At 72.0% G+C, this 26,275-nt stretch carries 20 protein-coding genes; 6 read left to right on the top strand and 14 right to left on the bottom strand.

Going from position 1 to position 26,275, the window contains the following annotated elements:
- Window positions 1-12: 12 nt before the first annotated feature.
- The 7 genes from CTE05_RS04845 to CTE05_RS04815 are packed head-to-tail and all read right to left on the bottom strand — an operon-like array spanning window position 13 to window position 8,016.
- The gene (locus CTE05_RS04845; protein WP_146844980.1) at window positions 13-804 is read right to left on the bottom strand and encodes an HpcH/HpaI aldolase family protein; all 792 of its coding nucleotides are present in this window, start codon (window positions 802-804) and stop codon (window positions 13-15) included.
- Window positions 789-1,574 carry a 2-keto-4-pentenoate hydratase gene (locus CTE05_RS04840; RefSeq protein WP_146844979.1) on the bottom strand — a complete coding sequence of 262 codons (786 nt, stop codon included), beginning with the start codon at window positions 1,572-1,574 and terminating at the stop codon, window positions 789-791. The genes CTE05_RS04845 and CTE05_RS04840 overlap by 16 nt, the downstream gene beginning before the upstream one ends.
- On the bottom strand, window positions 1,571-2,728 hold the full coding sequence (hpaD, locus tag CTE05_RS04835) for a 3,4-dihydroxyphenylacetate 2,3-dioxygenase (RefSeq protein WP_146844978.1): 1,158 nt from the start codon (window positions 2,726-2,728) through the stop codon (window positions 1,571-1,573). The genes CTE05_RS04840 and hpaD overlap by 4 nt, the downstream gene beginning before the upstream one ends.
- 1 nt (window position 2,729) lies before the next feature.
- Window positions 2,730-4,214: a 5-carboxymethyl-2-hydroxymuconate semialdehyde dehydrogenase gene (gene hpaE / locus CTE05_RS04830; RefSeq protein ID WP_146844977.1), complete on the bottom strand. Its 1,485-nt coding sequence runs from the start codon at window positions 4,212-4,214 to the stop codon at window positions 2,730-2,732.
- Complete coding sequence (locus CTE05_RS04825) at window positions 4,204-4,893, bottom strand: GntR family transcriptional regulator (RefSeq protein WP_146844976.1); 690 nt, start codon at window positions 4,891-4,893, stop codon at window positions 4,204-4,206. The genes hpaE and CTE05_RS04825 overlap by 11 nt, the downstream gene beginning before the upstream one ends.
- Window positions 4,875-6,335, bottom strand: a complete 1,461-nt coding sequence (locus CTE05_RS04820) for a fumarylacetoacetate hydrolase family protein (RefSeq protein WP_146844975.1) — start codon at window positions 6,333-6,335, stop codon at window positions 4,875-4,877. The genes CTE05_RS04825 and CTE05_RS04820 overlap by 19 nt, the downstream gene beginning before the upstream one ends.
- 34 nt (window positions 6,336-6,369) lie before the next feature.
- Window positions 6,370-8,016, bottom strand: coding sequence for a thiamine pyrophosphate-binding protein (locus tag CTE05_RS04815; protein WP_146844974.1), 1,647 nt, complete (start codon window positions 8,014-8,016; stop codon window positions 6,370-6,372).
- 101 nt (window positions 8,017-8,117) lie between these two features.
- Here CTE05_RS04815 and CTE05_RS04810 point away from each other — a divergent pair, with 101 nt between their 5' ends.
- The gene (locus CTE05_RS04810; protein WP_146844973.1) at window positions 8,118-9,941 is read left to right on the top strand and encodes an FAD-binding monooxygenase; all 1,824 of its coding nucleotides are present in this window, start codon (window positions 8,118-8,120) and stop codon (window positions 9,939-9,941) included.
- On the opposite strand, the gene CTE05_RS04805 is transcribed toward CTE05_RS04810, so the two are convergent.
- Together CTE05_RS04805 and CTE05_RS04800 are read right to left on the bottom strand one after the other, a co-directional pair.
- Entirely contained in the window at window positions 9,938-10,825 is an 888-nt protein-coding gene (locus CTE05_RS04805; protein ID WP_146844972.1) for a phenylalanine 4-monooxygenase, read from the bottom strand. The genes CTE05_RS04810 and CTE05_RS04805 overlap by 4 nt on opposite strands.
- Window positions 10,826-10,874: 49 nt before the next feature.
- The gene (locus CTE05_RS04800) at window positions 10,875-11,801 is read right to left on the bottom strand and encodes a hypothetical protein (protein WP_146844971.1); all 927 of its coding nucleotides are present in this window, start codon (window positions 11,799-11,801) and stop codon (window positions 10,875-10,877) included.
- A gap of 357 nt (window positions 11,802-12,158) precedes the next feature.
- On the opposite strand from CTE05_RS04800, the gene CTE05_RS04795 reads away from it, so the two are divergent.
- Both CTE05_RS04795 and CTE05_RS04790 read left to right on the top strand, forming a co-directional pair.
- Complete coding sequence (locus tag CTE05_RS04795) at window positions 12,159-13,811, top strand: glycoside hydrolase family 27 protein (RefSeq protein WP_146844970.1); 1,653 nt, start codon at window positions 12,159-12,161, stop codon at window positions 13,809-13,811.
- Window positions 13,808-15,604, top strand: a complete 1,797-nt coding sequence (locus tag CTE05_RS04790; RefSeq protein ID WP_246123268.1) for a family 43 glycosylhydrolase — start codon at window positions 13,808-13,810, stop codon at window positions 15,602-15,604. The genes CTE05_RS04795 and CTE05_RS04790 overlap by 4 nt, the downstream gene beginning before the upstream one ends.
- A 57-nt stretch (window positions 15,605-15,661) precedes the next feature.
- On the opposite strand, the gene CTE05_RS04785 is transcribed toward CTE05_RS04790, so the two are convergent.
- From CTE05_RS04785 to CTE05_RS04765, 5 genes are all read right to left on the bottom strand, one after another.
- Entirely contained in the window at window positions 15,662-16,930 is a 1,269-nt protein-coding gene (locus tag CTE05_RS04785; protein WP_146844969.1) for a glycoside hydrolase family 16 protein, read from the bottom strand.
- 187 nt (window positions 16,931-17,117) lie between these two features.
- A complete protein-coding gene (locus CTE05_RS04780) occupies window positions 17,118-17,861 on the bottom strand; it encodes a hypothetical protein (RefSeq protein ID WP_146844968.1) in 744 nt (247 codons plus the stop codon).
- A gap of 83 nt (window positions 17,862-17,944) precedes the next feature.
- Window positions 17,945-19,294: a permease prefix domain 1-containing protein gene (locus CTE05_RS04775; protein ID WP_146844967.1), complete on the bottom strand. Its 1,350-nt coding sequence runs from the start codon at window positions 19,292-19,294 to the stop codon at window positions 17,945-17,947.
- Window positions 19,294-19,656 carry a PadR family transcriptional regulator gene (locus tag CTE05_RS04770; protein WP_146844966.1) on the bottom strand — a complete coding sequence of 121 codons (363 nt, stop codon included), beginning with the start codon at window positions 19,654-19,656 and terminating at the stop codon, window positions 19,294-19,296. Before CTE05_RS04770 ends, CTE05_RS04775 begins: the two co-directional genes overlap by 1 nt.
- Window positions 19,657-19,728: 72 nt before the next feature.
- Window positions 19,729-20,511 carry a DUF899 family protein gene (locus CTE05_RS04765; RefSeq protein ID WP_146844965.1) on the bottom strand — a complete coding sequence of 261 codons (783 nt, stop codon included), beginning with the start codon at window positions 20,509-20,511 and terminating at the stop codon, window positions 19,729-19,731.
- Between the two features lie 421 nt (window positions 20,512-20,932).
- Here CTE05_RS04765 and CTE05_RS04760 point away from each other — a divergent pair, with 421 nt between their 5' ends.
- Genes CTE05_RS04760 through CTE05_RS04750 form a run of 3 tightly spaced genes read left to right on the top strand, consistent with a single transcriptional unit; the run spans window position 20,933 to window position 26,177 of the window.
- Window positions 20,933-21,265 carry a CU044_2847 family protein gene (locus CTE05_RS04760; RefSeq protein WP_146844964.1) on the top strand — a complete coding sequence of 111 codons (333 nt, stop codon included), beginning with the start codon at window positions 20,933-20,935 and terminating at the stop codon, window positions 21,263-21,265.
- Window positions 21,262-23,103, top strand: a complete 1,842-nt coding sequence (locus CTE05_RS04755; protein WP_146844963.1) for a trypsin-like peptidase domain-containing protein — start codon at window positions 21,262-21,264, stop codon at window positions 23,101-23,103. Before CTE05_RS04760 ends, CTE05_RS04755 begins: the two co-directional genes overlap by 4 nt.
- A complete protein-coding gene (locus tag CTE05_RS04750; protein WP_146844962.1) occupies window positions 23,100-26,177 on the top strand; it encodes a hypothetical protein in 3,078 nt (1,025 codons plus the stop codon). The genes CTE05_RS04755 and CTE05_RS04750 overlap by 4 nt, the downstream gene beginning before the upstream one ends.
- Window positions 26,178-26,275 lie beyond the last annotated feature (98 nt).

The following is a 26,275-nucleotide window of genomic DNA, read 5'->3' as shown; positions in this document are numbered from 1 at the left end:
ATCACCCGGCCGTCACCTCGGGGTGCTGCCGGGGCGACCGACGCTCGCGGCGAGCTCCTCCGACCCCTGGGCGAGCAGCGTCACGTCGGCCCCGACGAGCACGAAGGAGGCTCCGGCGTCGAGGTAGGCGCGCGCCAGGGCGGGATCGAAGGCGTTGACGCCGACCGGCTTGCCCTCTGCGCGCACGGCCTCGACCGTGCGGTGGACGGCGGCGACCACCTCCGGGTGGGTCTGCCGGCCGAGGAGGCCCATGGAGGCGGCGAGGTCGGACGGCCCGACGAAGACGCCGTCGATCCCGTCGACGGCTGCGATGTCCCCGGCGGCGGCCACGCCCTCGACGGTCTCGACCTGCACGAGCAGCGACACGTGGTCGTCGGCGTGCTCCAGGTACCCGTCGACCCGGTTCCACCGGGCGGACCGGGAGAGCGCCGACCCGACGCCCCGACGTCCGCGCGGGGGGTAGCGCACCGCCGCGACGGCGGCCTCGGCCTCGGCGGCGGAGGACACCATGGGGACGAGGAGGTTCTGCGCCCCGAGGTCGAGGACCTGCTTGATGGTGACGACGTCGCCGGTCGGCACCCGCACGATGGGCGTGACCGGGTAGCCGGCCACGGCCTGGAGCTGTGCGAGGACCGACTCGAGGCCGTTGGGCGAGTGCTCCATGTCGACGAGCAGCCAGTCCAGCCCGGAGCCCGCGCAGATCTCTGCGACCAGCGGGCTGCCCGTGCACACCCACATGCCGGTGAGCGGCCCGTCGGTTGCCGCGAGGGCGTGGCGGAAGGTCGGCCTCAGGTGAACTGGCATGTGATCGTCCCCAGGTCGCGGTAGTCGGCCAGCACGGTGTCGCCGGGGTGCACCCACAGCGGACGGGTGAACGAGCCGGCGAGCACGAGCTCGCCGGCCTCGAGCCGGTCGCCGTGCTGGGCCAGCTTGTTCGCCAGCCAGACGACGCCCATCGCGGGGTGGTCGAGGACCGCGCCGGCGACGCCGGACTCCTCGACCGTCCCGTTCCGGTACAGCAGGGCGGCGACCCAGCGCAGGTCGACGTCGTCGGGTCGCACGGGGGTGTCGCCGAGGACCATCGCGCCCATCGCGGCGTTGTCGCTGATGGTGTCGACGATCGTGCGGCCCTCCAGCGCGATGCGGGAGGACAGGATCTCGAGGGCCGGCACCACGTGCTCGGTCGCGCGCAGCACGTCGGCGAGGGTCGCGTCGGGACCGTCGACGGGCTCGGCCAGCCGGAACGCGAGCTCGACCTCGATGCGCACGTTCGAGAACCGGCCGTGCTCGATGACCGAGCCGGTCGGGTAGACCATGTCGGCGAAGATCGCGCCGTAGTCGGGCTCGTCGATCCCCGTCGCCACCTGCATGACCTTCGACGTCAGGCCGATCTTGCGGCCGACGGGTCGCCGGCCGGCGGCCACCCCCCGCCGTCGCCACTCACGCTGCACCGCGTACGCGTCGTCGACGGTCATGCCGGGGTGGCGCGCGGTCAGGAGGGGCACCGTGGTGCGGTCGCGCTCCGCGACCGCCAGCTCGTCCGCGATCGCCGTGACGGTGTCGGCAGGAATCACAGCTGGTGCCCCAGCTTGTACTCGCCCTGCTTCCAGCTCGGGAGCTCCTCGGGGTCGTCGCCCTTGCGTGTGTAGGAGAACCCGTCGGCCCCGATGGTGACCTCCATCTCGCTGGTGTCCGTGCGTGCGACCACCGGCTGCGGGACGCCGTCGAGGTCGAGCACCAGGGACGCCTCGGTGTACCAGGACGGGACCACCGGGTTGCCCCACCAGTCGCGCCGCTGGTTGTCGTGCACGTCCCAGGTCACCACCGGGTTGTCGGGGTCGCCGGTGTAGTAGTCCTGCGTGTAGATCTCGATGCGGTGCCCGTCGGGGTCGCGCAGGTAGAGGTAGAAGGCGTTGGACACGCCGTGGCGGCCGGGGCCGCGCTCGATGCAGTCGGACCGGCGCAGGGCACCGAGCTTGTCGCAGATCGCCAGGATGTTGTGCTTCTCGTGGGTCGCGAACGCGACGTGGTGCAGCCGCGGACCGTTGCCGCCCGTCATCGCGGTGTCGTGGACGGTCGGCTTGCGGCGCATCCACGCGGCGTAGGTGGTGCCGGCCTCGTCCTGGATGTCCTCAGTCACCCGGAACCCGAGGTCCTCCAGGTGCGCCACAGCCCGGGGCACGTCGGGCGTGACCTGGTTGAAGTGGTCGAGGCGCACGAGCGTGCCCGGGGTGTGCAGGTCGTAGCGCCACGCGAGCCGTTCGACGTGCTGGACGTCGTGGAAGAACTCGTAGGGGAACCCGAGCGGGTCCACGACGCGCACCGAGTCGCCGAACCCCGTCGCGAAGCCGTCCGCCCTCCGGTCGACCCGGCAGCCGAGCTCGCCGTAGAACGCGACCGCCCTGTCGAGGTCGGCGGGGGAGCGGACCCGGAAGGAGAGTGCCGCGACCGCGGCGACGGGGCCTGCGCGCAGGACGAGGTTGTGGTGGATGAACTCCTCGAAGCTGCGCAGGTAGACGGTGTCCTCGTCCTCCTCGGTCACGACGAGCCCGAGGACGTCGACGTAGAACCTGCGCGACGCCGCCAGGTCCGTGACGACGAGCTCCATGGACGCGGCGCGCAGGATGTCCGGCGGGGGGCTCGACGGCGTCGGGACGGGGTCGGTCGCGCGGATGGGGTCCTCGTCGGTCACGACGGGCTCGGGTCCGCCGGGGGTGATCGCGCTCACGTCAGACTCCCTTGCCGAACGTCGGGTGGTGCACGTCGCCGAGCGTGACGTGCACGGCCTGCTGGTGCGTGTAGAAGTCGATCGAGCGGTACCCGCCCTCGTGACCGAGACCCGAGGCCTTGACGCCGCCGAACGGGGTGCGCAGGTCACGGACGTTGTTGCTGTTCAGCCACACCATGCCCGCGTCGACGGCCTGGGCGAAGGTGTGCGCCCGCCGCAGGTCGTTGGTCCAGACGTAGGCGGCGAGCCCGTACTTCACACCGTTCGCCAGCGCGAGCGCCTCCTCGTCGGTGTCGAACGGGGTGATCGCGACGACCGGGCCGAAGATCTCCTCCTGGAAGATCCGGGCGTCGGACGGGACGTCCGCGAACACGGTGGGTGCGACGTAGTTGCCGGTCGGAAAGCCGTCGGGTCGCCCGCCGCCCGCGACGAGACGACCCTCGGTGCGGCCGAGCTCGATGTAGCCCATGACCTTCTCGTAGTGCTCCGGGTGCACGAGCGCGCCGACCTCGGTGCCCGGCTCGTGCGGGGGACCGACGACGACGCGCGACGCCTGAGCCGCGTAGCGCTCGACGAACTCGTCGTAGATCTCGCGCTGCACGAGGATCCGGCTGCCCGCCGTGCAGCGCTCGCCGTTGAGCGAGAACACCCCGAAGATCGTCGCGTCGATCGCCGCGTCCAGGTCGGCGTCGGCGAAGACCACGGCGGGGGACTTGCCCCCGAGCTCCATGGAGAGGCCCTTCAGGTGGGGCGCCGCGTTGGCAAAGATCAGCTGCCCGGTCCGGCTCTCGCCCGTGAACGAGATCAGCGGGACGCCCGGGTGCTTCACGAGCGCGTCGCCGGCCTCCTCGCCGATCCCGTGGACGAGGTTGAACACGCCGACGGGCAGGCCGGCCTCCTCGAAGATCCCGGCCCACAGCGACGCCGACAGCGGCGTGAACTCCGCCGGCTTGAGGACGACGGTGTTCCCGGTCGCCAGCGCGGGGCCGAGCTTCCACGACTCGAGCATGAACGGCGTGTTCCACGGCGTGATGAGGCCTGCGACGCCGATGGGCTTGCGGTTGACGTAGTTGAGCTGCCGGCCGGGCACCTTGAAGGCGTCGTCGGTCTGGGCGACGACGAGGTCGGCGAAGAACCGGAAGTTCTCGGCGGCGCGGCGTGCCTGGCCCAGCGCCTGCGTGATGGGCAGGCCCGAGTCGAAGCTTTCGAGCTCGGCGAGCCGGGCGTCCCGTGATTCCACGAGGTCGGCGACGCGGTGCAGGACCCGCGAGCGCTCGCGCGGCAGCATCCGCGGCCACGGACCGTCGTCGAACGCGTGCCGCGCCGCCGTGACCGCCCGGTCGACGTCCGCGGCCTTGCCCGCGGCGGCGTGCAGGTACGTCTCGTTCGAGACCGGGTCGAGGACCTCGAAGGTCGCGCCGTCCGCGGAGTCGACGTGCTCGCCCCCGATGTAGTGCCGGAGGTGGTCGGGAAGATCACTGGGCATGGGTCGCCTCGGGGTGCTCGTGGCTGAGGTAGGCGGCAAGGGTGGCCGAGCGGTGCCCGCGCGCCGCCCGCTCGATGTCCGCCAGGGGGGCGCCGGCCTCGATGAGACCGAGGAGCGCCTCGTGCTCCCGGACCGACTCCTGGGCGCGGCCGGGTACGAAGCTGAACGTCGACTCGCGCAGGTGACCGAGCCGCACCCACTCCGACTCCACGGTCGCGAGGAGCCGCGGGTTCGGGCAGGCGGCGAAGAGCACCGAGTGGAACTGCTGGTTCAACGAGGTGAAGCGGCGGGGGTCGAAGTCGTCCAGCGACTCGACGAGAAGGGTGTTGAGCTCACGCGCCTGCCGGAGGTCGTCGGCCGTCAGGTGCCGGGCCGCGAGCGCGGTGGCGGCGCCCTCGAGGATGGCCAGCGTCTCCATGCTGTGCCGGTACTGCGAGTCGTCGATCATCGAGACGCGTGCGCCGACGTTCCGCTCGAAGGTCACGAGCCCTTCGGCCTCGAGCCGCCGGATCGCCTCGCGCACGGGCACGACGCTCATGCCGAGGTCGTTCGCGACGGACGCCAGGACCAGGCGGTGTCCCGGTGCGAGCTCCTCGCCGGCGATCCGCTCCTTGAGCACGTGGTACGCGCGCTGCGACTTGCTCCGCGTCGCCGTCTCGCTCACCGGGTCGCGCGCCATGCGTCGAACCTCGCTCTCCACTGCGCGTCCATGGGGAAGAGACCGTCGATCGCGTGACCGGCGGCGACCTGCTCCGCGATCCAGCCGTCCTCCTCCTCCTGGGCGAGGGCGGCGTCCACGACCTCCTCGACCAGTCCGGGCGGGATGACGACGACCCCGTCGCCGTCCCCGACGATCACGTCCCCCGGCTCGACGGTCGTGCCGCCGCACGCGACGGCGACGTCGACGTCCCACGGCACGTGCCGGCGACCCAGCACGGCGGGGTGCGCGCCCGCGGAGTAGACGGGGATGCCCACGGCGGCCACGGCGGCGTGGTCCCGGACACCGCCGTCGGTCACGATGCCGGCCGCGCCGCGCGCGTGGGCGCGCAGGGCGAGGATGTCGCCGAGCGTGCCGGAGCCGGTCTCACCACGCGCCTCGATCACGATGACCTCGCCCTCACCGACGGTGTCGAAGGCGCGCTTCTGTGCGTTGTAGCCGCCGCCGTGGCGGGAGAACAGGTCCTCCCGGGCCGGCACGAACCGCAGCGTGCGCGCCGTGCCGACCAGCTTGGCGTCGGCGTGCATCGGCCGGACGCCGTCGACGGTCACCTGGTCGAGACCACGCTTGCGCAGCTGCGCACTCAGCGCGGCGACCGGCGCTCGCCGCAGCTTCTCCCGCAGCTCGGCCGAGAGGCGGGGCCCGGGTTCCACGCCCCACGCCTCCGCGCGCTGGACGTCGTCGACGGCGGGCTGCGACCCGAGCGTGCCGTCGAACCCGTGCTCACCCTGGACGACGGTCGTGACGAGGCGGCCCGACGTCGGCGCACCGGGTGCACCGGGGGCGTCAACCTCGACCTCGACGACGTCGCCGGGGACGACGACCGACGAGCCGGCAGGGGTGCCGGTGAGGATCACGTCGCCCGGTTCGAGCGTCAGGTGCTGGGAGAGGTCGGCGACGAGCCGGGGGAGCGTGAACAGCAGGCCGGCGGTCGTGTCGTCCTGGCGGAGCTCCCCGTTGACCCAGGCGCGCACGCGCAACCCGCCCGGGTCGACGGTGCGGGCATCGACGAGGTGGGGGCCGAGGGGCGTGAACCCGTCGCCACCCTTGGAGCGGACGTTGGAGCCCTTGTCGTTGGCGCGCAGGTCGTACAGCCCGAGGTCGTTCGCCGCCGTGACCCAGGCGACGTGGTCCCACGCACGGTCCAGGGGCACGCGCCGGGCGGTGGTGCCGATGACGAGTGCGATCTCGCCCTCGAAGGCGAGCAGCTCGGTGCCGTGCGGTCGTTCCACGGTGCCGCCCGATGCCGCGACGGAGCTGGACGGCTTGAAGAAGTACGACGGGTGCGCCGGGCGGCGGCCGCGCTGGTCGGCGCGCGAGGCGTAGCTGAGGTGGATCGCGACGATCTTCCCCGGCCGCCCGGGCAGGCCGGAGAACCTCGGGTCCGTGCTGTCGTCGGTCATGAGCTCCCTCACGTGCGTGGTCCGTCGGTCGTGGTCAGCCGCTCGCCTGCGAGATCTCCTCCCAGAACGGTGCGACGACGCTGCCGGAGACGCGCAGGTCGAGGAGCAGGAACGGTCGCTCGTCGGCCGGTCGGGCGCGCCACGCGGTGAGCACCTCGAGATCCTCGACGGTCCGGACGGCCACCCCCTGCGCGCCGAGCGCGGTGGCCACGCCGGCGAAGTCGACGTCCGGGATGAGCATCGGCTCCTGCGCCAGGCCCTTGCGCCCGTAGAGGTGCATCTCCGCGCTGTATGCCCCGTCGTTCCACACGACCGCGATCCCGCGGCCGCCGGCGACCCGCACCGCCGACTCCAGGTCGGACAGGGCCATGAGGCCGCCGCCGTCTCCGGTGGTCAGGACCACGGTGGCCTCGGGCCGCGCGAGCGTCGCGCCCAGCACGCTGGGGAAGCCGAGGCCGATCGCCTGGAACGCGGTGCCGACCATCACCATCCGGTCGGGCGAGGCCACCGGCCAGTACATGTTGGACCAGCCGAGGAAGTGGCCGCCGTCCGAGACGGCGACGCGGTCCTCGGGCAGCAGCTCCGCGAGGCGTGCCGCTGCGGAGCGAGGATCGAGCCGCCCGTCGGCGGCGATCCCGTCCCCGGGCTCGTGCCGTCGCGCCGTCGAGAGGTCGACGGACTCGCGCCACCCGCTGGGCGTGGCGCCGTCCAGCTCCTTGAGGACGGCCTCCGCGACGACCGTGGCGTCCCCGCGCACGTAGCCGCCGACATGCGGGTGCGTCGCCGCGGGTGCGACGTCGACCTGGAACACGCGGCACCCGGGGGCGAAGAGGTCGCCGAAGCGCATCGTGAACTGGTTGAGGGAGGCACCGACGACGACCGCGACGTCGGCCTCGCGGACCAGCGCCATCGCGCCCTCGGTCCCGAACCCGCCGGCGACGCCCAGGTCGAACTCGGGCCGGGGGAAGATCCCGCGCCCGAGAGCGGTCGTCACGGTCAGCGCACCTGTCGCGTCGGCGACCGCCCCGAGCGCCTCGCCGGCCCCCGCCACCCAGGCGCCCCGGCCCGCCAGCAGCAGCGGTCGGCGGGCGTTCGCGAGGGCGGCGGCGATCTCGCGGACGACTCCGTCGGCGAACGCGCCGCGCACGGCGAGCGGTGCGGGCAGGCGCGGGGCGGGCGTCTCGGGCACCGGGCCCGTGTCGAGGGTGGCGACGTCGTAGGGGATCGCGAGGACGGTGGGGACCCGGTAGGTCAGCGCATGCTCGACGGCGATGACGGTCGTGGCGGCGGCGTCCGCGCGGCCCACGGTGTAGGTGCGGGCGCCGACGGCGGAGGCCATCGCGATCTGGTCGACGTCCCAGGGGCGCGGTCCCGACGTCGGTTCGTCCCCGACGACGAGGACGAGCGGCACGTGCGCCTGCACGGCCTCGGCGAGGGCGGTCAGGGTGTTCGTGAACCCGGCGCCGTAGGTCGTGGTCGCCGCGGCGAGCCGGCCGGACGCCCGGTGGAACGCGTCGGCGGCGACGACGGCACCGGCCTCGTGCCGCACGGCCGTGAAGCGGGCGCCGGTCTGCCGCGTCAGGGCGTCCAGGAAGTACGCGTTGCCGTTGCCCATGACGCCGAAGACGTGGTCGACGTGGGCGGCGAGCGTGACCGCGACGTGCGCGGAGACCGTCGGCATGGAAGGGGCCTCTCGGACCGGTTCGACCGCGTCGTTGCGGCTCGGTAGGGATAATATACGATCCGCACCACCTCGACATCGGCGTCAGGGGAGTCGGTCCCATGCAGTTCCACCACCACGGCTACGTCTCTGGCGACCCGCGCGTCCAGCCGGCGGCCGGTGTCGGCCTCGACCGCCCCGCCGAGCTGCCCGACGAGGTGGACGTCCTCATCGTCGGCACCGGGCCGGCGGGGATGATCGCGGCCGCGCAGCTCTCGCAGTTCCCCGAGGTCACCACCCGCATCGTCGAACGCCGTCCGGGCCGCCTCCCGATCGGTCAGGCGGACGGGATCCAGGCGCGCAGCGTCGAGACGTTCCAGGCGTTCGGGTTCGCAGGCCGGATCGCCGAGGAGGCGTACCGCATCACCGAGATGTGCTTCTGGCACCCGGACCCCGCCGACCCGTCGCGCATCGTCCGCGGCGAACGACCGGCCGACGACCCCGGCGGGATCAGCGAGTTCCCGCACCTCATCGTCAACCAGGCACGCGTGCTCGACTACTTCGCCGAGTTCATGGCGAACTCGCCCAGCAGGATGGCCCCGGACTACGGGTACGAGTTCGAGGGCCTGGTGCGCGCCGACGACCACGTCGACGTCACCCTCGTGCGGGCGGGGGAGCAGAAGGTGGTGCGGGCCAAGTACGTGCTGGGCGCGGACGGTGCCCGCAGCAAGGTCCGCTCGGCGATCGGCTGCACCATGGAGGGCAACTCCGCGTTCCACGCGTGGGGGGTCATGGACGTCCTCGCCGTCACCGACTTCCCGGACATCCGGCTCAAGTGCGCGATCCAGTCCGGCGCGGGCGGCAGCATCCTGCTCATCCCGCGCGAGGGCGGCCACCTGTTCCGCATGTACGTCGACCTCGGCGAGACCGACCCCGACGCACCCCACGCGGTGCGCGGCACGACGATCGAGCAGATCATCGCCAAGGCGAACGCGATCCTGCACCCGTACACGCTCGACGTGCGCGACGTCGCGTGGCACAGCGTGTACGAGGTGGGGCACCGGCTGACCGACCGGTTCGACGACGTCACCGCCGCAGAGGCGGGCACCCGTACGCCGCGCGTCTTCATCGCCGGCGATGCCTGCCACACGCACAGCGCCAAGGCCGGCCAGGGCATGAACGTCTCGATGCAGGACGGGTTCAACCTGGCCTGGAAGCTCGGGTACGTGCTCACCGGCCGCAGCCCCGAGAGCCTGCTCGCCACGTACTCGGCCGAGCGCCAGGTGGTCGCGCAGAACCTCATCGACTTCGACAAGGAGTGGTCCTCGCTCATGGCGAAGACCCCGGAGGAGCTGGGGGACCCGGGCAGGCTCGCCGAGTTCTACGTGCGGACCACCGAGTTCCTCTTCGGGTTCATGACGCAGTACCCGCCGTCGATGATCGTCGCGGAGCCCGCCCACCAGGACGTCGCGACGGGGTTCCCCGTGGGGAAGCGGTTCAAGTCCGTGCCCGTCGTCCGGGTCGCCGACGCGAACCCCCTGCACCTCGGCCACCAGCACCGCGCGGACGGCCGCTGGCGCGTGTACGCGTTCGGCGACGCGGACGCGACCGCGCTCCGGGCGTGGGCCGCGTGGCTCGCGGGCTCACCGCTCGGCGCGCTCTCGCCCGGCGTCCTCGACGTCAAGGTCGTCCACCAGCAGCGGCACGTCGACGTCGACCTCGCGGCCGTCCCGCAGGTCTTCCTCCCGCGGACCGGGCCGCTCGACCTCGTCGACTACGAGAACGTCTTCGCGACCCATCCGGACGAGGACATCTTCGAGCAGCGCGGCGTCGACCGTGGGGGCTGCGTCGTCGTCGTCCGGCCCGACCAGTACGTCGCGGCGGTCCTGCCCTTCGGCGCGACGGACGAGCTCGCCGCGTTCTTCCGCCGGCACCTGCTCGTCTAGACCGAGTTCCGCGCGAGCCGGGCCGCCTGCTCGTCGTCGAAGTCCGCGAAGAACCCGGCGACCCGGTCGGTGAGCTCGCTCATGCCGTCGCACGCGAACAGGATCGGCTGGTAGTGGCTGATGTCGTACGCCAGCGTGGCCATCTGGTCGAAGTCCACGGGCCGGATGTCGGCGCCCCGGAACTCCTCGATCTCGCCGTAGGAGGAGAGCAGCCCGGCGCCGTAGGCACGCAGCTCGCCCTCCTCGTACATGACGCCGAACTCGATGGTGAACCAGAAGACGTCCGCCACGTACTGCAGGCCCTCGGCCGTCTCGCACCGGCGCGCTGCCTCCCCGGCGCGACGCTTGACCTCGGCGATCGCCGGGTTCGCGAGCAGATTGCAGTGCCCGACGACCTCGTGGATGATGTCCGGCTCCGGCGTGTAGAGCGGCTGCGACGGGTGGCGCAGGTACTGCGTCGAGTGGAACACCCCGTCCGCGAGCGACCCGTAGAACACGTCGAGCGGCACCAGCCCGGCCGCCGGGTGGAGCCGGAACCCGCTGATCGGGTCGAGCCCCGCGCTGACCTCGTCGAGCTGAGGCACGTGGTCGGTGGGCAGGCCGAGGGCTTCCTTGCCCTCCAGGTAGCCGCGGATCGCGAGCCGCTCGTGCTTCGGCGCGAGCTCGCGGCACACCGTCTCCCAGATCGCGTTCTCGGAGTCGGTGTAGTCGACGCGCGGCACCGGCTCGCCGGGCTGCCACGCGAGGGCCGGCGCGGCGATCTCGTTCCGGCGACGCCGGTAGGCGTCGTCGTTCGCGCCGGGGTGGTCGTCCGCGAGGTGCACGGTCGCCTTGCCGTCCTCGTCGGCGGTGACGGGGGCGTACAGCTGTCCTTCTTCGAACATGCGATCCGTTCTACGCCACCGGGGCCCGCAATGCATCCCCCGCACGGGGTCAGGAGCCTGCGGTGGCGCCCGTGACTGCCGCGCGCCTCTCCTCGTCGGTCGGCGGCTCCCACTTCTGCAGGGTCTGGATGAGCCAGAACGCGACGAACAGCCCCAGCTCCCACAGCTCCGCGATGATGACGGCGTACTCCGACGTGAAGACCAGCTTGGCGACGACGGCGATGACGATCCCACCGACCACCATGAGCCAGAAGATCCACTGGTAGGTGCGTGTCCCGTCGCCGAACCGGCCGGCGTCCTTGCGCGCCGGGCGCAGGGAGCCGGTGCGAGCGGGCCAGGCGTAGCTCGCGACCGCGGTCGCCATGCTGGCCACGAGCAGCAGCGCCGCCGCGAGGTGGACGTTGTCGAAGGTCGTCCCCTCCACGGCGCGCCACACGAGCAGGACGACGAACCCCACCGCGAGGACGGTGGAGATCCGGAAGAACCACCGGGTCACGGTGTTCTTGCGCAGCTCCCGGTACGGCCAGTGACCGGTCCTCGCCTCCACGACGAGGAACGCGGCGGTGACGAGGAGGACGGCTGCGATCGTGACGCGCAGGGACGCGACGACGTCGGCCCGCTCCTGCTCCGTCTCGAGCTTCGCGAGGGACTGCGCGAGCCGCGTGGGGACGAACGCGACGAACAGCGCGTAGAAGCCGGCGAGGTTGAGGGCGTAGTCCTCGAGGGCCTCACCGCGATAGGCGACGAGGCACACCGCGATCCCGACCATGCAACCGACGAAGACGTCCCGCATCGGGCCCAGGTAGTAGGCGCTGATGGAGCCCTCGATGGAGTCGAGACCGAACGCGAACGCCGCGCCGACGAGGCCGGTGAGCAGGAGCACGGGGAGCGCGACGAGCATCGTGCGCAGGTGGCGGTACGTCTCGTGGGCGAAGTACGGGTCGTCCGAGGCCGTGAGCTGTTCGTGGAGCGCCATGCAGGTGATGCTTCCGCTGGTCGGTGTGCCCGTCCAGGCGAGAAGGGTCCGGCAGCCCTGGGCGGTCGAGTTCCGTGCCACTTCGCCGTCCGAAACGTTTTAACGGTAAATGTGAGCGATAACATCGGCCCGTCGCGCTGGCAGCGTCGCCACCACCGGACACGACGGTGCGCGCGACGACGGCGACGACCGCAACCCGGCCCGCGCCGGCAGGGAAGGGCCATGCCTCGCCTGAGGAGGGCACCCGCACGCCAGGCGAGGTCGGGCGCACCGGCCTCGACGGGCGTCGGCCCGCGCAGGACGCGCCGTGCCGGCGAGCGCCGGCACCGCTCACGTCCCCGGAGCAAGGAGATGCACGTGCGTAGACCCACGAGATGGCTCGCGGCCGTCCTCGGCGCCCTGGCGCTCACGCTCGCCACGGTGACGACCGACGCGGTCGTCGCTCCGCGACCGGCCCAGGCGCTCGACAACGGCGTCGCCCGGACACCGCCGATGGGATGGAACACCTGGAACACGTTCGGCTGCAACATCAACGAGACCCTCATCCGGCAGATGGCCGACGCGATCGTGAGCACCGGGCTGCGCGACCTCGGGTACAAGTACGTCGTCGTCGACGACTGCTGGTTCAACCCGAACCGCGATGCCCAGGGCAACCTCCAGGGAGACCCGCAGCGGTTCCCGAGCGGCATGAAGGCGCTCGGTGACTACCTGCACGCCCGGGGCCTGCTGTTCGGCATCTACCAGGGCCCGCTGGACCAGACCTGCGCGCAGTACTTCGACAGCTACCCGGGCTCCACGGGCAGCCTCGGCCACGAGTACCAGGACGCCCGGCAGTTCGCCGCCTGGGGGGTGGACTACCTCAAGTACGACTGGTGCTCACCGACCGGCACCATCTCCGAGCAGGTGGCCAGGTTCGCCATCATGCGCGACGCGCTGGCCTCCACGGGCCGGCCGATCGTCTACAGCATCAACTCGAACAGCATCCACTCCAAGACCGGCCCGCAGCGCAGCTGGAGCGACGTGGCCAACCTCTGGCGGACGACGGAGGACATCACCAACGCGTGGGACACGGGTCAGACCAACGGCTACCCGATGGGGATCCAGAACATCGTGAACGTCACGGTGCCGCTGGCGGGCTACGCGGGGCCGGGCGGGTTCAACGACCCGGACATGCTCGAGGTCGGCAACGGTGGCATGAACGAGACCGAGATGCGCAGCCACTTCGCGCTGTGGGCCGTCATGGCCGCGCCGCTCATGATGGGCAACGACGTGCGGTCGGCCAGCACGGCGACGCTCGACATCCTCAGGAACGGCAACCTGATCGCGATCAACCAGGACACGCTCGGCCGGCAGGCGGTCCAGGTGTCCCACGACGGCACGCGCCGGGTGCTGGCCAAGCGGCTGGCCAACGGTGACGTCGCGGTCGCTCTGTTCAACCAGGGCAGCTCCACCACCACGGTCTCCACCACCGCGGCGGCGATCGGCAAGAGCGGCAGCTCGTTCACGCTGCGGGACGCGTGGACCAACGGCACCTCGACCAGCACGGGGACCATCTCGGCGAGCGTCCCCGCGCACGGCACCGTGGTCTACCGGGTCAGCGGAGGCACCACCACCGACCCGTCGACCCCCAGCACGTTCCGCCTGCGCAGCGCGTCCGCGGGGCGGTGCGTCGACGTCGAGCGCGCCAGCAGCACGAACGGGACCGGCACGGTGATCTGGGACTGCCACACCAACGCCAACCAACAGCTCACGCAGGACGGTCAGACGCTGCGCGTCCTGGGCAAGTGCCTCGACGTCCCGCTGAACGCCGCCAACGGAACCCGGGTGCAGGTCTGGGACTGCAACGGGGGCACCAACCAGCAGTGGACGTTCAACGCCAACGGCACGGTGAGCAACGGCCGCTTCCCGGCCCTGTGCCTGGACGTGAACAACAGCGGCACCGCGAACGGCACGCCCGTGATCCTGTGGTCGTGCCACGGCAACACCAACCAGCGGTGGAGCAGGTCGTGACCGCCGGACCCTCGAGGCTGCGGTCGGCCGTCGTCGTGCTCGTCGCTCTGGTCTGCGCCGTGACGCTGGCGCCGGCCCCCGCGCAGGCGGACAACCCGATCGTCCAGCACCTCTACACGGCCGACCCGGCGCCGCTGGTGGTCGACGGCCGGGTGTACCTCTACACGGGGCACGACGAGGACGCGTCGACCTACTTCACCATGCGCGACTGGCGGGTCTTCTCCTCGGCCGACATGGTCAACTGGACCGACCACGGCTCGCCGATGTCGCTCGCGACGTTCTCCTGGGCGGACGCCAACGCCTGGGCGGGCCAGGTCGTCGCACGCAACGGGAAGTACTACTGGTACGTCCCGGTGCGGCAGCGCTCGAACGGGCAGATGGTCATCGGGGTCGGCGTCTCCGAGAGCCCGACGGGCCCGTTCCGGGACGCGATCGGCCGGCCGCTGGTGGGCAACGGCGAGATCGACCCGACCGTCCTCATCGACGACGGCGGGCAGGCGTACCTCTACTGGGGCAACCCCAACCTCTGGTACGTGCGGCTCAACGCCGACATGATCTCGTTCTCCGGCAGCCCGACGCAGATCCCGCTCACCACCGCGGGGTTCGGCACCCGCACGGGCAACGCCAGCCGCCCGACGCTCTACGAGGAAGGGCCCTGGGTCTACAAGCGTGGCGGGCTCTACTACAACGTGTTCGCCGCCCGGTGCTGCTCCGAGTTCCTGGCCTACTCCACTGCCCCCGGTCCGACCGGACCGTGGACGTACCGGGGGACGATCATGCCCACGCAGGGCAGCAGCTTCACCAACCACGCCGGCGTCATCGACTTCAAGGGAGCCTCGTACTTCTTCTACCACAACGGGGCTCTGCCGGGTGGTGGCGGCTACACGCGGTCGGTGGCCGTCGAGAAGTTCAGCTACAACGCCGACGGCAGCATCCCGACGATCACCATGACGACGACCGGGGCACCCCAGGTGGGCACGCTCGACCCGTACGTCCGGCAGGAGGCCGAGACGATCGCCTGGGGCTCCGGCATCGAGACGGAGCCGTCCAGCGAGGGCGGGATGAACATCGGGTGGATCGAGAACGGGGACTACGTCAAGGTCAAGGGCGTCGCGTTCGGCACCGGGGCCACCTCGTTCTCCGCCCGGGTGGCCTCCGCGACTGCGGGGGGTCGGATCGAGGTGCGGCTGGACGGCACCGGTGGCCCGCTCGCCGGCACCTGCACGGTCGGGGGCACCGGAGGCTGGCAGAGCTGGACGACCACCACCTGCCCGGTGAGCGGAGCCACGGGCACGCACGACCTGTACCTGCGCTTCGTCGGGGGCAGCGGCAACCTGTTCAACGTCAACTGGTGGCAGTTCGGCGGAGGAGGCAGCGGCCCGACGGCGTACCGGATCACCAACCGCAACAGCGGCCAGGTCGTCGACGTCCAGCAGCCCAACCTCGACAACCTCGCGGTGATCGGCCAGTGGACGAGCAACGGTGCGGCGTGGCAGCAGTGGCGCTTCCTCGACGCCGGCAGCGGCAACGTGCGGCTGCAGAGCGTGCACAGCGGCAAGTGTGTCGACGTCACAGGCGCCTCCACGGCCGACGGTGCGGCGATCATCCAGTACACCTGCCACGACGGCCTCAACCAGGTGTTCAGCTGGCGCTCGACGGGCGACGGCTACTTCCAGCTGGTGAACGTCAACAGCAACAAGTGCGTCGCCGTGGTCAACGGCTCGACCGCTGCGGGAGCCGCACTCGAGCAGCGGACCTGCACCACGGCGACCAGCATGCAGTGGTCCCGCTGAGCTGACGCTCGGGGGCGACGGCGCTTGACCGTCGCCCCCGAGCCGCCGGTCAGGGCGTCAGAGGTACCACTGCTGGTTCGCGCCACCGTGGCAGTCCCACAGGTTCACGCGCTGCCCGTCGTGCACGGGCGTGCCACCCACCGCGTCGAGGCAGCGCCCCGACTGCGGGTTCTTCAGCGCGCGCGTCCCCGAGTCGTACGTCCACTTCTGGGCGCCCGTGCCGTTGCACGTCCACAGCTGCACGACGGTCCCGTTGGCCGTCCCGCCGCCACTCACGTCGAGGCACTTGCCCAGCGCGCGGACCGTGCCGTCGGACCCGCGGGTCCACTGCTGGGCGGCGTTGCCGTTGCAGCCGACCACCTGGATCGGGTTGCCGTCGTGGGTCTGCGCCCACGGCACGTCGAGGCACAGCTGGTTCGCGACGCGGACGGTGCCCGTGCCTGTCGGGAGCGACCCGCCGCCACCGCCGCCACCGGAGCCCGAGCCGTTGTCGTACACGCGGACGTAGTCGACCTTCATCTGCTGCGGGAACTGGGTCGAGCCGTCGGGGTAGCCGGGCCACTGGCCCCCGACCGCCACGTTGAGGATGAGGAAGTACGCCTTGTCGAACACCCACGCGTTGCCGCCGACGCTTGCTCGCGTGACCTGGTGGAACACGTTCCCGTCGACGGACCACGTGATCGAGCCGGGCTTCCAGTCCACCGCGTAGGTGTGGAAGGTGTCCGCGAAGGACCAGTTCTGCGGGTGCTGGTACGCGCCCGTGATGCCGCCGCCGCCCGAGTAGCCGGGGCCGTGCACCGTGCCGTAGATGCGGTGCGGTTCCTTGCCGACGTTCTCCATGATGTCGATCTCGCCCGACGACGGCCATGAGTTCTGGGGGAAGTCACCGCCGAGCATCCAGAACGCCGGCCAGATGCCCTGGCCGCGCGGGATCTGGATGCGGGCCTCGACGCGGCCGTACTTCACCTCGAACTTGTCGTTGCTCTGCAGCCGCGCCGACGTGTACGACCCGTCTCCCTCGCGCCGGGCGGTGATGACGAGGTTGCCCTGCCCGTCGAGCGCGGAGTTGTTGCGCGACGTCGTGTAGTTCTGCAGCTCCGCGTTGCCCCAGCCGCCGGCCCCGGTGTCGTAGCTCCACACCGAGGAGTCGGGGGCACTGCCGGCGGAGCCGTTGAACTCCTGCGACCAGATGACGTCCCCGACTGCTGCCTCGGCGGGGGAGGAGGTCGAGGCCACCAGACCGGCAGCGACCAGGGCGGCGGCGCCGAGAGCGGCGGCGAGTCCGTGTGCTCGGCGGGTGGCGGTGCGTGGGCGTACGGGATGCATCGTTGCCTCCTGGAACCTCGGCGAACGGACGGGGCCGGGGGTCGGCGCCGCCCGATGACACGTGTCACGACGCTGCGCACGTGCGGGGCGACCTGTCCGTTTTGCGGCACAGTAACGGGCAGTGTTACTGACTGGCAAGTAACTGTTACGGGACAGCGTTGTCCCTCGGGGCCGCAGAACAGCTGGGTCAGCCGGAGGTCTCGCCCTGGCTGGCCGGGCCGCGCGAGCCGCGCCAGCGTCGGCGCAGGAGGGCGACGGCCAGCACCACGGCCGCTCCGATCGCGAGAGCGGTGGTGCTGCCCCGCGGCTGGAGGATCGCCGAGTCCGGCACCAGGACCTGCGCGCCGCCGCCCGTGGCGTCGATCCCCGTGAGCTGCGCCGTGAGCGACGTGCCGTACTCCTCGACCACGACCTGCGAGCCGTCCAGCCCTCGCAGCTCGTCGCCATGGAGCGTGAACCACAGGTTCGCCTCGGGGAAGTGCACCAGCGGGTCGGCAGGGGCGGCCGCGAGCCGTTCGCCCAGGTGCGGGTCCCACTCGACGGCAGCGACCTCGGGGTCCGCTGCTCCGTCCGGGTACCAGACCAGAGCCGTCCCGATGCTGCGCCCGTCGCCGTCGAACGCCGGGGCGATCCAGGTCCCGTCCGGCTCGACGACGTCTCCCCGGGCGTCGCCGCGCATGTACGTCTGAGTGAACCGGTGGACGGTGCGGGGCGTGCCGAACGTGACCTGCTCGGGCGCCGCGCCGTCGGTCGTGAACGCGGCCGCCGCCCCCTCGTCGAAGAGCTCCAGGACCTCGTCCGGCGGCGGCGCGTCGCCCGCCCCGGCAGCGGTCGCAGCAGAGGGGGTCAGGAGGACGACGAGCGACGCGCCGACGACGAGCCGCCAGGGCGCGCGCGTCCGCAGCCGGACTCGTCGTGACTCCTGCCGCATCGACTTCCTTGTCGCGTCGGATCGTGCTCCAGGCCCGCGGGGTGCGTGCCTCGCCGGACGGTACCGCGCTCGACCGTCGCGGGTCAGGCGAAGTCGAACAACGGCGGGAACACGATCACGACGAACCCGGCCCAGGCGGCGTAGACCGGCAGGTACCGCGTCTGCCAGCGCTCGAGCTCCGAGAACGTCCCCCGACCACGTAGGAACCGGGCGCTGCGCCACGCCGAGACGCCGAGGTGCACGAGCAGCAGCAGGTTGAGACCGAGCGCGGCGACCTTGTTGGGGCTCGTGCCGAACTCGGCGATCCGGGTGAGCATCGCGGTCAGCATCACGGCGTCGACCGCGAGGGCGGCACCCACCATGACGAGCTGGAGCCAGTCGGCGAGCGCGGGCGGCGCGAGCGGGTCGCGGGCGGAGATCGAGTAGAGGAGCAGCGCGAGGACCAGCACGAGGATCGCGTCCATGAGGATGAGCAGGTCGCGGTCCACCTCCACGAGGCCGCCGGAGGAGATCAGCACCCCGAGGACGGCCACGAGCATCACGACGGTCAGCGGCGTGAAGATCCGTGTCAGCACGGGGGCGATGTTCTCGACGACGTCCTGCTTCGCCTCGACGAGCCAGGCGGCGACGACCAGGGCGCCGGGGACCGCGAACGGCATCACCCAGCCCGTGATCACCGGCTCGGGGTCGACGCCCACGAGCTGCAGCACCGCGGCGGTGAGGCCCAGGAGGACCCCGCCACCCAGCGCGAGCAAGGTGTAGTAGACGGCGAGCTCGCCCGTGAACCGCACGAAGTCCATGCGTCGGGCGTCGGAGCGCCACGAGCCGGCGACGTACGCGAGCCCCACCAGCAGCCACAGGACGACGGGCGCGTGGAGGATCGCCAGCACCTCGGTCGACCCCTCGGGGACGAACGGGTACACGTTGAGGACGACGGCGAGCACCACGAACGGCACGGCGATCGCCGCCACGGTGCGCACCCCGGCCCGGCGCTTCCACCCCAGGTACGCGGCGAGGAACGGGACGACGAGCAGGCCGACGTTGCGCGCGAGCGCGAGGTCGTCGTCGAACCAGGCGATCCCGGCCCGCACCGCGACACCTGCACCGGCCGCGAGCGCGAGCACGACCGCGAGCTCGCGCCACCGCGGCGCCGGCGAGCCGGGGGAGTCGTCGGGGACGAGCGCCAGCTGCTTCCACAGCCGGTCCGAGTGCTCCCGGGCGTACTCGCGGGAGACCGCGTCCAGGTTGCCGAGACGCTTGATCGCGACGAGGAACGCCTCGTCGTCGTCGAGCCCCGTCGCGCGCAGGTCGGTGACCTGGCCCCGCAGGTGGTCCTCGAGCTCGTCGACGTCGGCCGACGAGATGACCTGCCGTCGGTGCACGTAGCCGCGCCACCGGTCGATCTGCGCCTCGAGCTCGTCGTCCGCCGCCATCACGCCCACCCCTCCACGACGGGGGCGGGCCGCGGCGCGGACTCCCAGACCTGCCGGAGCGCGTCGGCGACGACGTCCCACTGCGCGTGCCGCTCGGCGAGCGCGGCCCGCCCGGTCGACGTGATGGCGTAGTGCTTGCGGCGCCGGCCCGCCTCGGACGTCCCCCAGGACGACGAGACGTGGCCGAGCCGTTCGAGCCGGTGCAGGAGCGGGTAGAGCATCCCGTCCGTCCACTGCATGCGCCCGCCGGAGAGCTCGCCGACCCGCTTGAGGATCGCGTACCCGTAGAGGTCGCCGTCCGCGAGGATCCCGAGGACGAGCGGGGTCGCCGAGGCAGCGACCAGGTCCTTGTCGATGCGCACGACGGCTCCTCTACCTTGATGTGCTAGGTATCAAACCCTAGCGCCTCTAGGTATGCCACGGGCCTGCCGCGCTCAGTGATGATGGGCGTGGCGGCCCAGCGTCTCCACGGGAGCTGCTCCGGGACGGGTCCACTGCGGCACGGGCCGGCTCGTCTGCGCCCACCCGGCCCTCCCGTCCGCGTCGGACCGCCAGTACCAGCACGCCTCGCGCCCCTCGGGCCCGCCCCCGGGGTTGTCCTCCCACGCCTCGCCGCGTCCGTGCGGCGTCATGTCGAGCAGGCCGAAGGACCCGATCGCCGCCTCCACGCCGCGCCCCGTCGTGGAGTAGGCCAGGAAGACGCGGTCGCCGTCGCGCAGGAAGGAGGCGAACGATCCCATGTCGTCCCCGACGGGCGGTTCGACGTCGCGCACCGAGTACCACGGCTGGGTGTAGCCCATGAACTCGACGAACGGGGCGACCTCGTCCCAGCTGCCCGTCGTGAGGATGGCGAAGGAGACGCCGCGGGCGTTCAGGTAGACGGCGTCCTTGAGCTGCCACGCCGTCACCGTGCACCCCTCGCACTGCCCCTGGTGAGGAGCGCCGTCGTGCCACATGTGCTTGTAGACGACGAGCTCGTCGCGCACGTCGAACAGGTCGACGAACGGGACCGGCCCGTCCGGCCCGACGACCTCGACGGTCCCGTCGATCTCGACCCGCGGCAGCCGGCGCCGGGCCGCCGCGAGCCTGTCACCAGCGCGAGTGTGAGCCTTCTCCTGCACGAGCAGCTCGTCGCGGGCGGCCTGCCAGGTGGCGAGGTCGGTCACCGGGGGAGGGGCGGGCAGCGTGCTCGTCGGGTCAGCGGGGTGGGTGGTCATCGTGTCCTCCGTCGTGTCTCACCGGTGGCGTCGCCCTGCGATCGGCGACGTCCAACCGGACGACGCGCGGGGGAACGCCAGATCGACACACGGCCGGAAGCTGCTGCCGAGCGCGGACCGCTCTGCGCCGCCCGTCGGTCACCGCCCGCGTCCGGCACGGAGGCCGCCCGTCTCCGGGGCGGGGCAGGCCGCCTCGTGGTGCACGCCCCTCCACGGCATCACGTATCGCGGCGCGATCCTTCTTGGTGCTCCTGGCGCGGCCGACACGACGGTCAGCTCGTCGTCCGGCAGGAACAGGGCCGATTCTTGCGCCGGATCGCAACAATCGCGAGGGACCGCAATTCGTACTTTTCCACCCGTGACCACCTGAGATGGCCCGAGTAGCGTTCGAGCGAGGGAACCTTCCGAAAGGGGCATTCGGGTGGAACGCGTCGTCAGCACGGAGGTCGCGGGCGGTGGGCCCGTCTTCAAGATCGAGATCGCCCAGCAGGACGACCTCGAGCAGGATGTCACCGGGCTGGGCACGGTTCTCCCCTTCGACGACCTGACCTCGTCGGTCACCGAGGTGGCGAAGGCCATGACAGATGCCCTGCGCCGCGCCCGGCCGGACGAGGCCGAGGTCACGTTCGGTCTCGACGTCGCGGTCGAGACCGGCAAGCTCACGTCGTTGATCGTCAAGGGTTCGGGGACCGCCACCTTCCAGGTCCGGCTGCTCTGGAAGGACACGGATCCCGCCCCCCGGGACGTGCTGTGAACGACGAGCTCGCGAAGCTCCTCGAGCTGGCGACGGTCCGCATCGACGTCGACCACGCGGTGGCCGGGACGGGCTTCCTCGTCGCCCCCGGCAAGGTCCTGACGTGCTATCACGTCGTCAAGCGCGCCCTGGGCCGGCCCGGCGCACAGGAGATCATCGATGTCGTCGACCCTCGCACCGGCACGTCGCAGCACCCGCTCACCGCACCGAAGGTCGACGCCCAGAACGACCTCGCGCTGCTGACCATCGAGGCGAAGGGGCGTCAGTCGGCCGTCGTGGTCCTCGGCGACGTGCCGCGCATCGGGGACGCCTTGTTCGCGTACGGCTACCCTCCGGTCAAGCCAGGCGGCACACCGGGTACGTACGAGTACGAGGGCACCGAGGGTGGTCCGCCCCGACTGCTCAAGATGAAGGTCGGTCAGGTTCGGGAAGGTCTTTCCGGTTCGCCTCTGCTCGACCTGCGCACCGGGACCGTCGTCGGCGTCGTCCGCAAGTCCCGGAGCGTCGACTCCGACCTCGGTGGGCTGGCCGTCCCTATCGACGTCGCCTTCGCGGTGTTCGAGCGGCTCAAGGGCGAGAACGCGGACGCCGCACGGGCCGACGGGCGCTGGCGCGACAGCATGACCGAGACGCAGCGCGCCGGTCTGGACGAGCAGGCGCCGCCAGCAGGACCGTCCCGGGACCTCCTGGTGGTCATCGGTCAGCAGAACGAGCGGTGGACCGTCTCCCTCACGTCCGCGTCGCTCGACGGGGACTGGGGTGCTGAGGTCCGGATCGACCTCAACGTGCTGCGCCCGGACGTCGCACGCCTGTTCCGGATGCTCAAGGCCACCGACCCCACCCGGCTCACGAAGGCGCAGCAGTCGCTCGTCGTCGGCCAGGCGTTGGCGAAGACGTTGTGGTCCGACGACGTGCAGCAGCGACTGCGCGGCCTGCTCGGCGCGGACGACCGCGTGCTCGACCTCCTCCTGCACTTCCGCGACGACGTCGACGAGGATCTGCTCTACCTGCCGTGGGAGACGCTCTACCTGCCCGTCGACCCGGTGTCGGGCGGGGTCCCCGTGCTGGCAGCGGGCGTGCGCTTCGCGAGCGACGACGCGACGACCTTGGTCCGGATCCTGCACGTCGAGCCCGCGCAGGCGTTCGCGGCGCCGGAGCCTCTGCGCGTCGTGGTGTTCCGCTCTCCAGGCGAGTCGCCTGAACAGCGCCAGACGCTCGCGGCCGAGGCAGACGAGATCGCGAGGCGCGCAAAGCAGGCGGGCGAGACCACGGTCGTGCCGACCTCGGCCACGGAGGGTGACCACCCCACGGAATCCGCGCTGCGCGACCTGCTCCGGACGGGGCCGACGGTGCTGCACTACGTCGCACGAGCCCGCTACCAGAGCCTGGACGACGAGCGCGGGAAGGTCGACGCCGTCGACATCGACGACTACCCCGCCGATCCGTTCGTGAGCTTGGGCGCGGCTGAGTTCGCGCAGATCTTCACGGAGCACAAACCGCCTCCGGCGCTCGTCATCCTGCAGCCGGTGCGGGTGTCGGACACCGAGCTGCCTCCGGACCTCACCGTCTTCGCGCGCGCGTTGCTGGAGTGCGGCGTCCACGCGGTCCTGGCTTTCCCGTTGCCGGTCGACGCGGCCGCGGCCCACGACTTCTTCGAGGTCTTCTACCGCGAGGTCGGAGCCGGACAGCCCGTGCACCTCGCTGTGCAGCGGGGCCGAGCACGTCTCGAGCAGGCACGCCGGCCGTGGGCCTTCCCGGTCCTCGTCGCACAGTCGCCCGGACCGATCACGCTCACCCGGCCCGCTGACCTGAAGAGCCTCGGCAAGGCCGGGCCATGACCACGGACCACGACGCAGCGGTGGCGCCCGACCCCCTGGACGCGGTCCGGGAGGGGCTCGAGCAGATCAGGTCCGCGGTCACGGACGTGGTCGCCGCGCCCCTGGACCGGCTCCTCGACGTCGCCGACGCGGACGGCGCGCTCCCGAGGTTGCGCAACGCCATCGACGAGGCCCGAGGACTCCTCGACGCCCTGGCTGCCCGGTGCGACACGGCGAGCGAGCTCGCGGCGCTCCGCCGACGGTACGAGCACGATGGCCTGGCCTCCGTCGCGCGCAGGCTGCGCCGGGCTGCCGGCGCCGACCCCCGGCGGGCCGACCGGCTGCTCGTCGCCGAGTGGGTCTCGACCCTGTCCGCCGCGGGAACGCCCACCGCTGGGGAGCTGCTCGACCTCGTCGGCGAGCCCGGGCACGACTCGTCCCAGACCGCCGAACCCGCCCCCGACGAGCGCAGCGCCCAGGTCCTCGCTCTGCTGCGCCGACTCACACACCACCTGGACACCGGTGACTCGGACGCCTCAGGCGACGACATCGTGGAGCTGCTCTCGGTGCTCGGCGGCAGCACCCGGAAGACCGGATCGTCGGCGAACATCGAGGACGAGCTCGCGCTCCTGCTCGCTCTCACCCACGAGGCCTCGCTGCGGATGGCCGAGGCCGAGGCCGTGCTGCTGAGGCGTCTGGACGTGCACGACGACTCGCGCCTGCGAGTCGAGATGTCTGCGGCGCTGCTGCGCCGGGGGGAGATCGACCAGGCCCGGTCGCATGCACGGATCGCCGCGGAGGACGAGTACCAGCCCGGCGACGGGCCGATCGCGCTCGCTGCCGTCGCCGAGGCCGCCGGCGACCTGGCGGTCGCAGCAGAGCAGTACTGCGCCGGCTTCGCGCGGTGGGGCATACGCCGCCTGGCGTGGCCGGAGCGGGTCACCCTGCGTCTCGCCACCGGGCTGTACCTGCGGGAGCTCGCCGCAGCGCAGCTGCACGCGGGCCTCGTCGAGGAGGCTCTGCGCTCCTGCGACGACGCGCTCGCCCGGGGTGTCAGCGGACCGGAGCCGTACCCCGAGAGCGCCGTGTACCTGACGCGTGCCCAGGCGCTCCAGTCCCTCGATGCCGATGTCGACGCGATCAGAGAGTCGCTCTACGAGGTCGCCAAGCGCGGCGCCTGGAGCGTGGACCCCAGTGCGTGGGACGACGACGCGGAGCAGACGCTCGCTCTGCTGCGTGGGCTCGTGGACGGCACACCCGACCTGCCGCTGGCCGGCTGGTATCTCGCCGAGATGCTGCGGCTGCGCGCGTGGCGGGGTGGCGGGCCACCGGCCCACGAGTGGATGGTCGAGGCAGAGCAGCACTGGTCCGCGTGGCTGGCCCGTACCGCTGCGCCCTCGGAGAACGAGTCGTGGGTCTACTGGAGCGGTGCCAACATCCTCGAGGACCTCGACGCGAGCGCGCCCGACGAGGACCAGGGACTGAGCGTCTTCGCGGTCCGGCCGGTCAGCTCGTCGCTCTGGGAGGCCGTCGTCCGGATCGAGAAGGCGCTGTGTCTCGAGCCCGGATCGCCGGGCTCCTGGGCGACGGACGCCCGGCTCCTGCAGACTGTCGGGCTCACCGACGCCGCCCGGCAGTCGCGCGCCAAGGCGCTCGAGCTCGATCCGCACGACTCCGAGGCCCGCTGGGAGTACGTGGTCGACCTCGCGCGCGACAACCGACCGCGCGAGGCGCTCCGGGTGCTTGCGGCGGAAGGAGTCGGCGACGACGCCCAGAGTCAGTTCGTGCGCGCGTGGGCGGAGCTGCGCGACGAGGGCAACGAGGCGGCGGCACACGATCTCACGGTGCCCGGACCGACGCCGTGGAACCCAACGTCCGCCCAGGTCGTCCGGCACGCCGTGCACACCCGCCGGGGCGAGCTGGAGGAGGCCCGGGCCGACCTCGAGCAGATAGCGGCGTCGGACCCCGCGGACCGTGCCGCCGCGCTGCGCCGCGTGAACGCACTGGCGCTGCTGGGTCGGCTGGACGAGGCCGCCGCGCTCCTGCCCGAGCTCAGCGAGCACCTCGTCGACGTGGAGCACGTGCTGCCGGTCGTCGTCGTCGAGGCCTGCCTCGGACGTACCGACGACGCCCTACGTCACGCAGCGAGCGTGGTGGGCCTGGCAGCCAGTGACGGCGAGCTGCGCGAGGCCGAGTACCACTGGTCCGACGCCGAGGCGTGGCTGCGCACCGACCCGGCCCGGGCCGCGGCTGCGGACGTGCTGGCTCAGGCACGTGCGCTCGTCGCCGGCGCGGCGCCGGGCCGCAAGACCGACGGGGATGCCGAAGCCGGCGAGATCGTCGAGCGCTACGCGCACGACCCGTGGGCGGTCCTCGCGCTCGGGGTGGTGCACGCGCGACGCCTGCGGGAGCGCGGGGACCTCGCGGAGGCATACACCGCCTACCAGCAGCTCGTCGGGACAGCGTTCGATCCAGAGGCGACGATCGCGCTGCACGATGTGGCGCGGTCCCAGCTGGCGGACGCCGTCGCGGGCGGTCGCGCCGAGGAGGCCGTGCGGCTGCACGAGGTGCTCGACGCCGCCGGCTGGTCGCCGTACCTCACACCGGCGATGGTGGCCGCCGAGGCGCACGAGAATGCCGGAGCGCCTCATGCGGCGCTCGAGGTGTTGCGTGCTGCCGCAGCAACGCCCGACCCCGATCCCGCGATCCGGGCGCAGGTCGAGCTGTGGCTCGGCATGCGGGAGGCCAGCACGGACCCCGCCGAGGGCCTTCGCCGCATGCAGAAGGCGGCCGAGGCGGCGTCGCTCGTCGCGGACTCCGACCTCGCCGCGCGCATCGACGCGCGGCTGGGGGTGCTCACCTCGGCACTCGGCGGGGGTAGCGAGGAGGTGGCCGGATACTTCTTGAGGGCACTGGAGGGCCTGTCCCCGGCGGACGACGCGCCGTTCGCCCTCGAGTTCGAGATCCGGCGCGCGGCCTCGTTCGTTCGTGGCGCGGCGTCCGGCCCGCTGTACAGGGCCTACCGGGCGGCGTGCCGGGAGGCCGGCGTGGACGCCGTGCCGTGGGGGATGACACCGGCGCCCGAGCCCTACTGAGCCCAGGAGTCGGCGAGCCCGCCCGGGAGTCCCGGTGCGCCCACCTGACAGGTCGTGCTCGACGTGCCGGCGACCGGGCCTGCGTCGAGGGCCGCAGC

The organism is Cellulomonas terrae (assembly GCF_007990265.1).
In the GTDB taxonomy this organism is placed as follows: domain Bacteria; phylum Actinomycetota; class Actinomycetes; order Actinomycetales; family Cellulomonadaceae; genus Cellulomonas; species Cellulomonas terrae.
Note: the sequence above shows the minus strand (reverse complement) of the source record. Positions and strands in the feature narration are given on the sequence as shown.

Bases quoted from the DNA above. Each gene is read 5' to 3' on its own strand.
- CTE05_RS04845 (WP_146844980.1), bottom strand. From the start codon at position 804: ATGCCAGTTCACCTGAGGCCGACCTTCCGCCACGCCCTCGCGGCAACC.
- hpaE (WP_146844977.1), bottom strand. From the start codon at position 4,214: ATGCCCAGTGATCTTCCCGACCACCTCCGGCACTACATCGGGGGCGAG.
- CTE05_RS04825 (WP_146844976.1), bottom strand. From the start codon at position 4,893: ATGGCGCGCGACCCGGTGAGCGAGACGGCGACGCGGAGCAAGTCGCAG.
- CTE05_RS04820 (WP_146844975.1), bottom strand. From the start codon at position 6,335: ATGACCGACGACAGCACGGACCCGAGGTTCTCCGGCCTGCCCGGGCGG.
- CTE05_RS04815 (WP_146844974.1), bottom strand. From the start codon at position 8,016: ATGCCGACGGTCTCCGCGCACGTCGCGGTCACGCTCGCCGCCCACGTC.
- CTE05_RS04810 (WP_146844973.1), top strand. From the start codon at position 8,118: ATGCAGTTCCACCACCACGGCTACGTCTCTGGCGACCCGCGCGTCCAG.
- CTE05_RS04805 (WP_146844972.1), bottom strand. From the start codon at position 10,825: ATGTTCGAAGAAGGACAGCTGTACGCCCCCGTCACCGCCGACGAGGAC.
- CTE05_RS04800 (WP_146844971.1), bottom strand. From the start codon at position 11,801: ATGGCGCTCCACGAACAGCTCACGGCCTCGGACGACCCGTACTTCGCC.
- CTE05_RS04785 (WP_146844969.1), bottom strand. From the start codon at position 16,930: ATGCATCCCGTACGCCCACGCACCGCCACCCGCCGAGCACACGGACTC.
- CTE05_RS04780 (WP_146844968.1), bottom strand. From the start codon at position 17,861: ATGCGGCAGGAGTCACGACGAGTCCGGCTGCGGACGCGCGCGCCCTGG.
- CTE05_RS04775 (WP_146844967.1), bottom strand. From the start codon at position 19,294: ATGGCGGCGGACGACGAGCTCGAGGCGCAGATCGACCGGTGGCGCGGC.
- CTE05_RS04765 (WP_146844965.1), bottom strand. From the start codon at position 20,511: ATGACCACCCACCCCGCTGACCCGACGAGCACGCTGCCCGCCCCTCCC.
- CTE05_RS04750 (WP_146844962.1), top strand. From the start codon at position 23,100: ATGACCACGGACCACGACGCAGCGGTGGCGCCCGACCCCCTGGACGCG.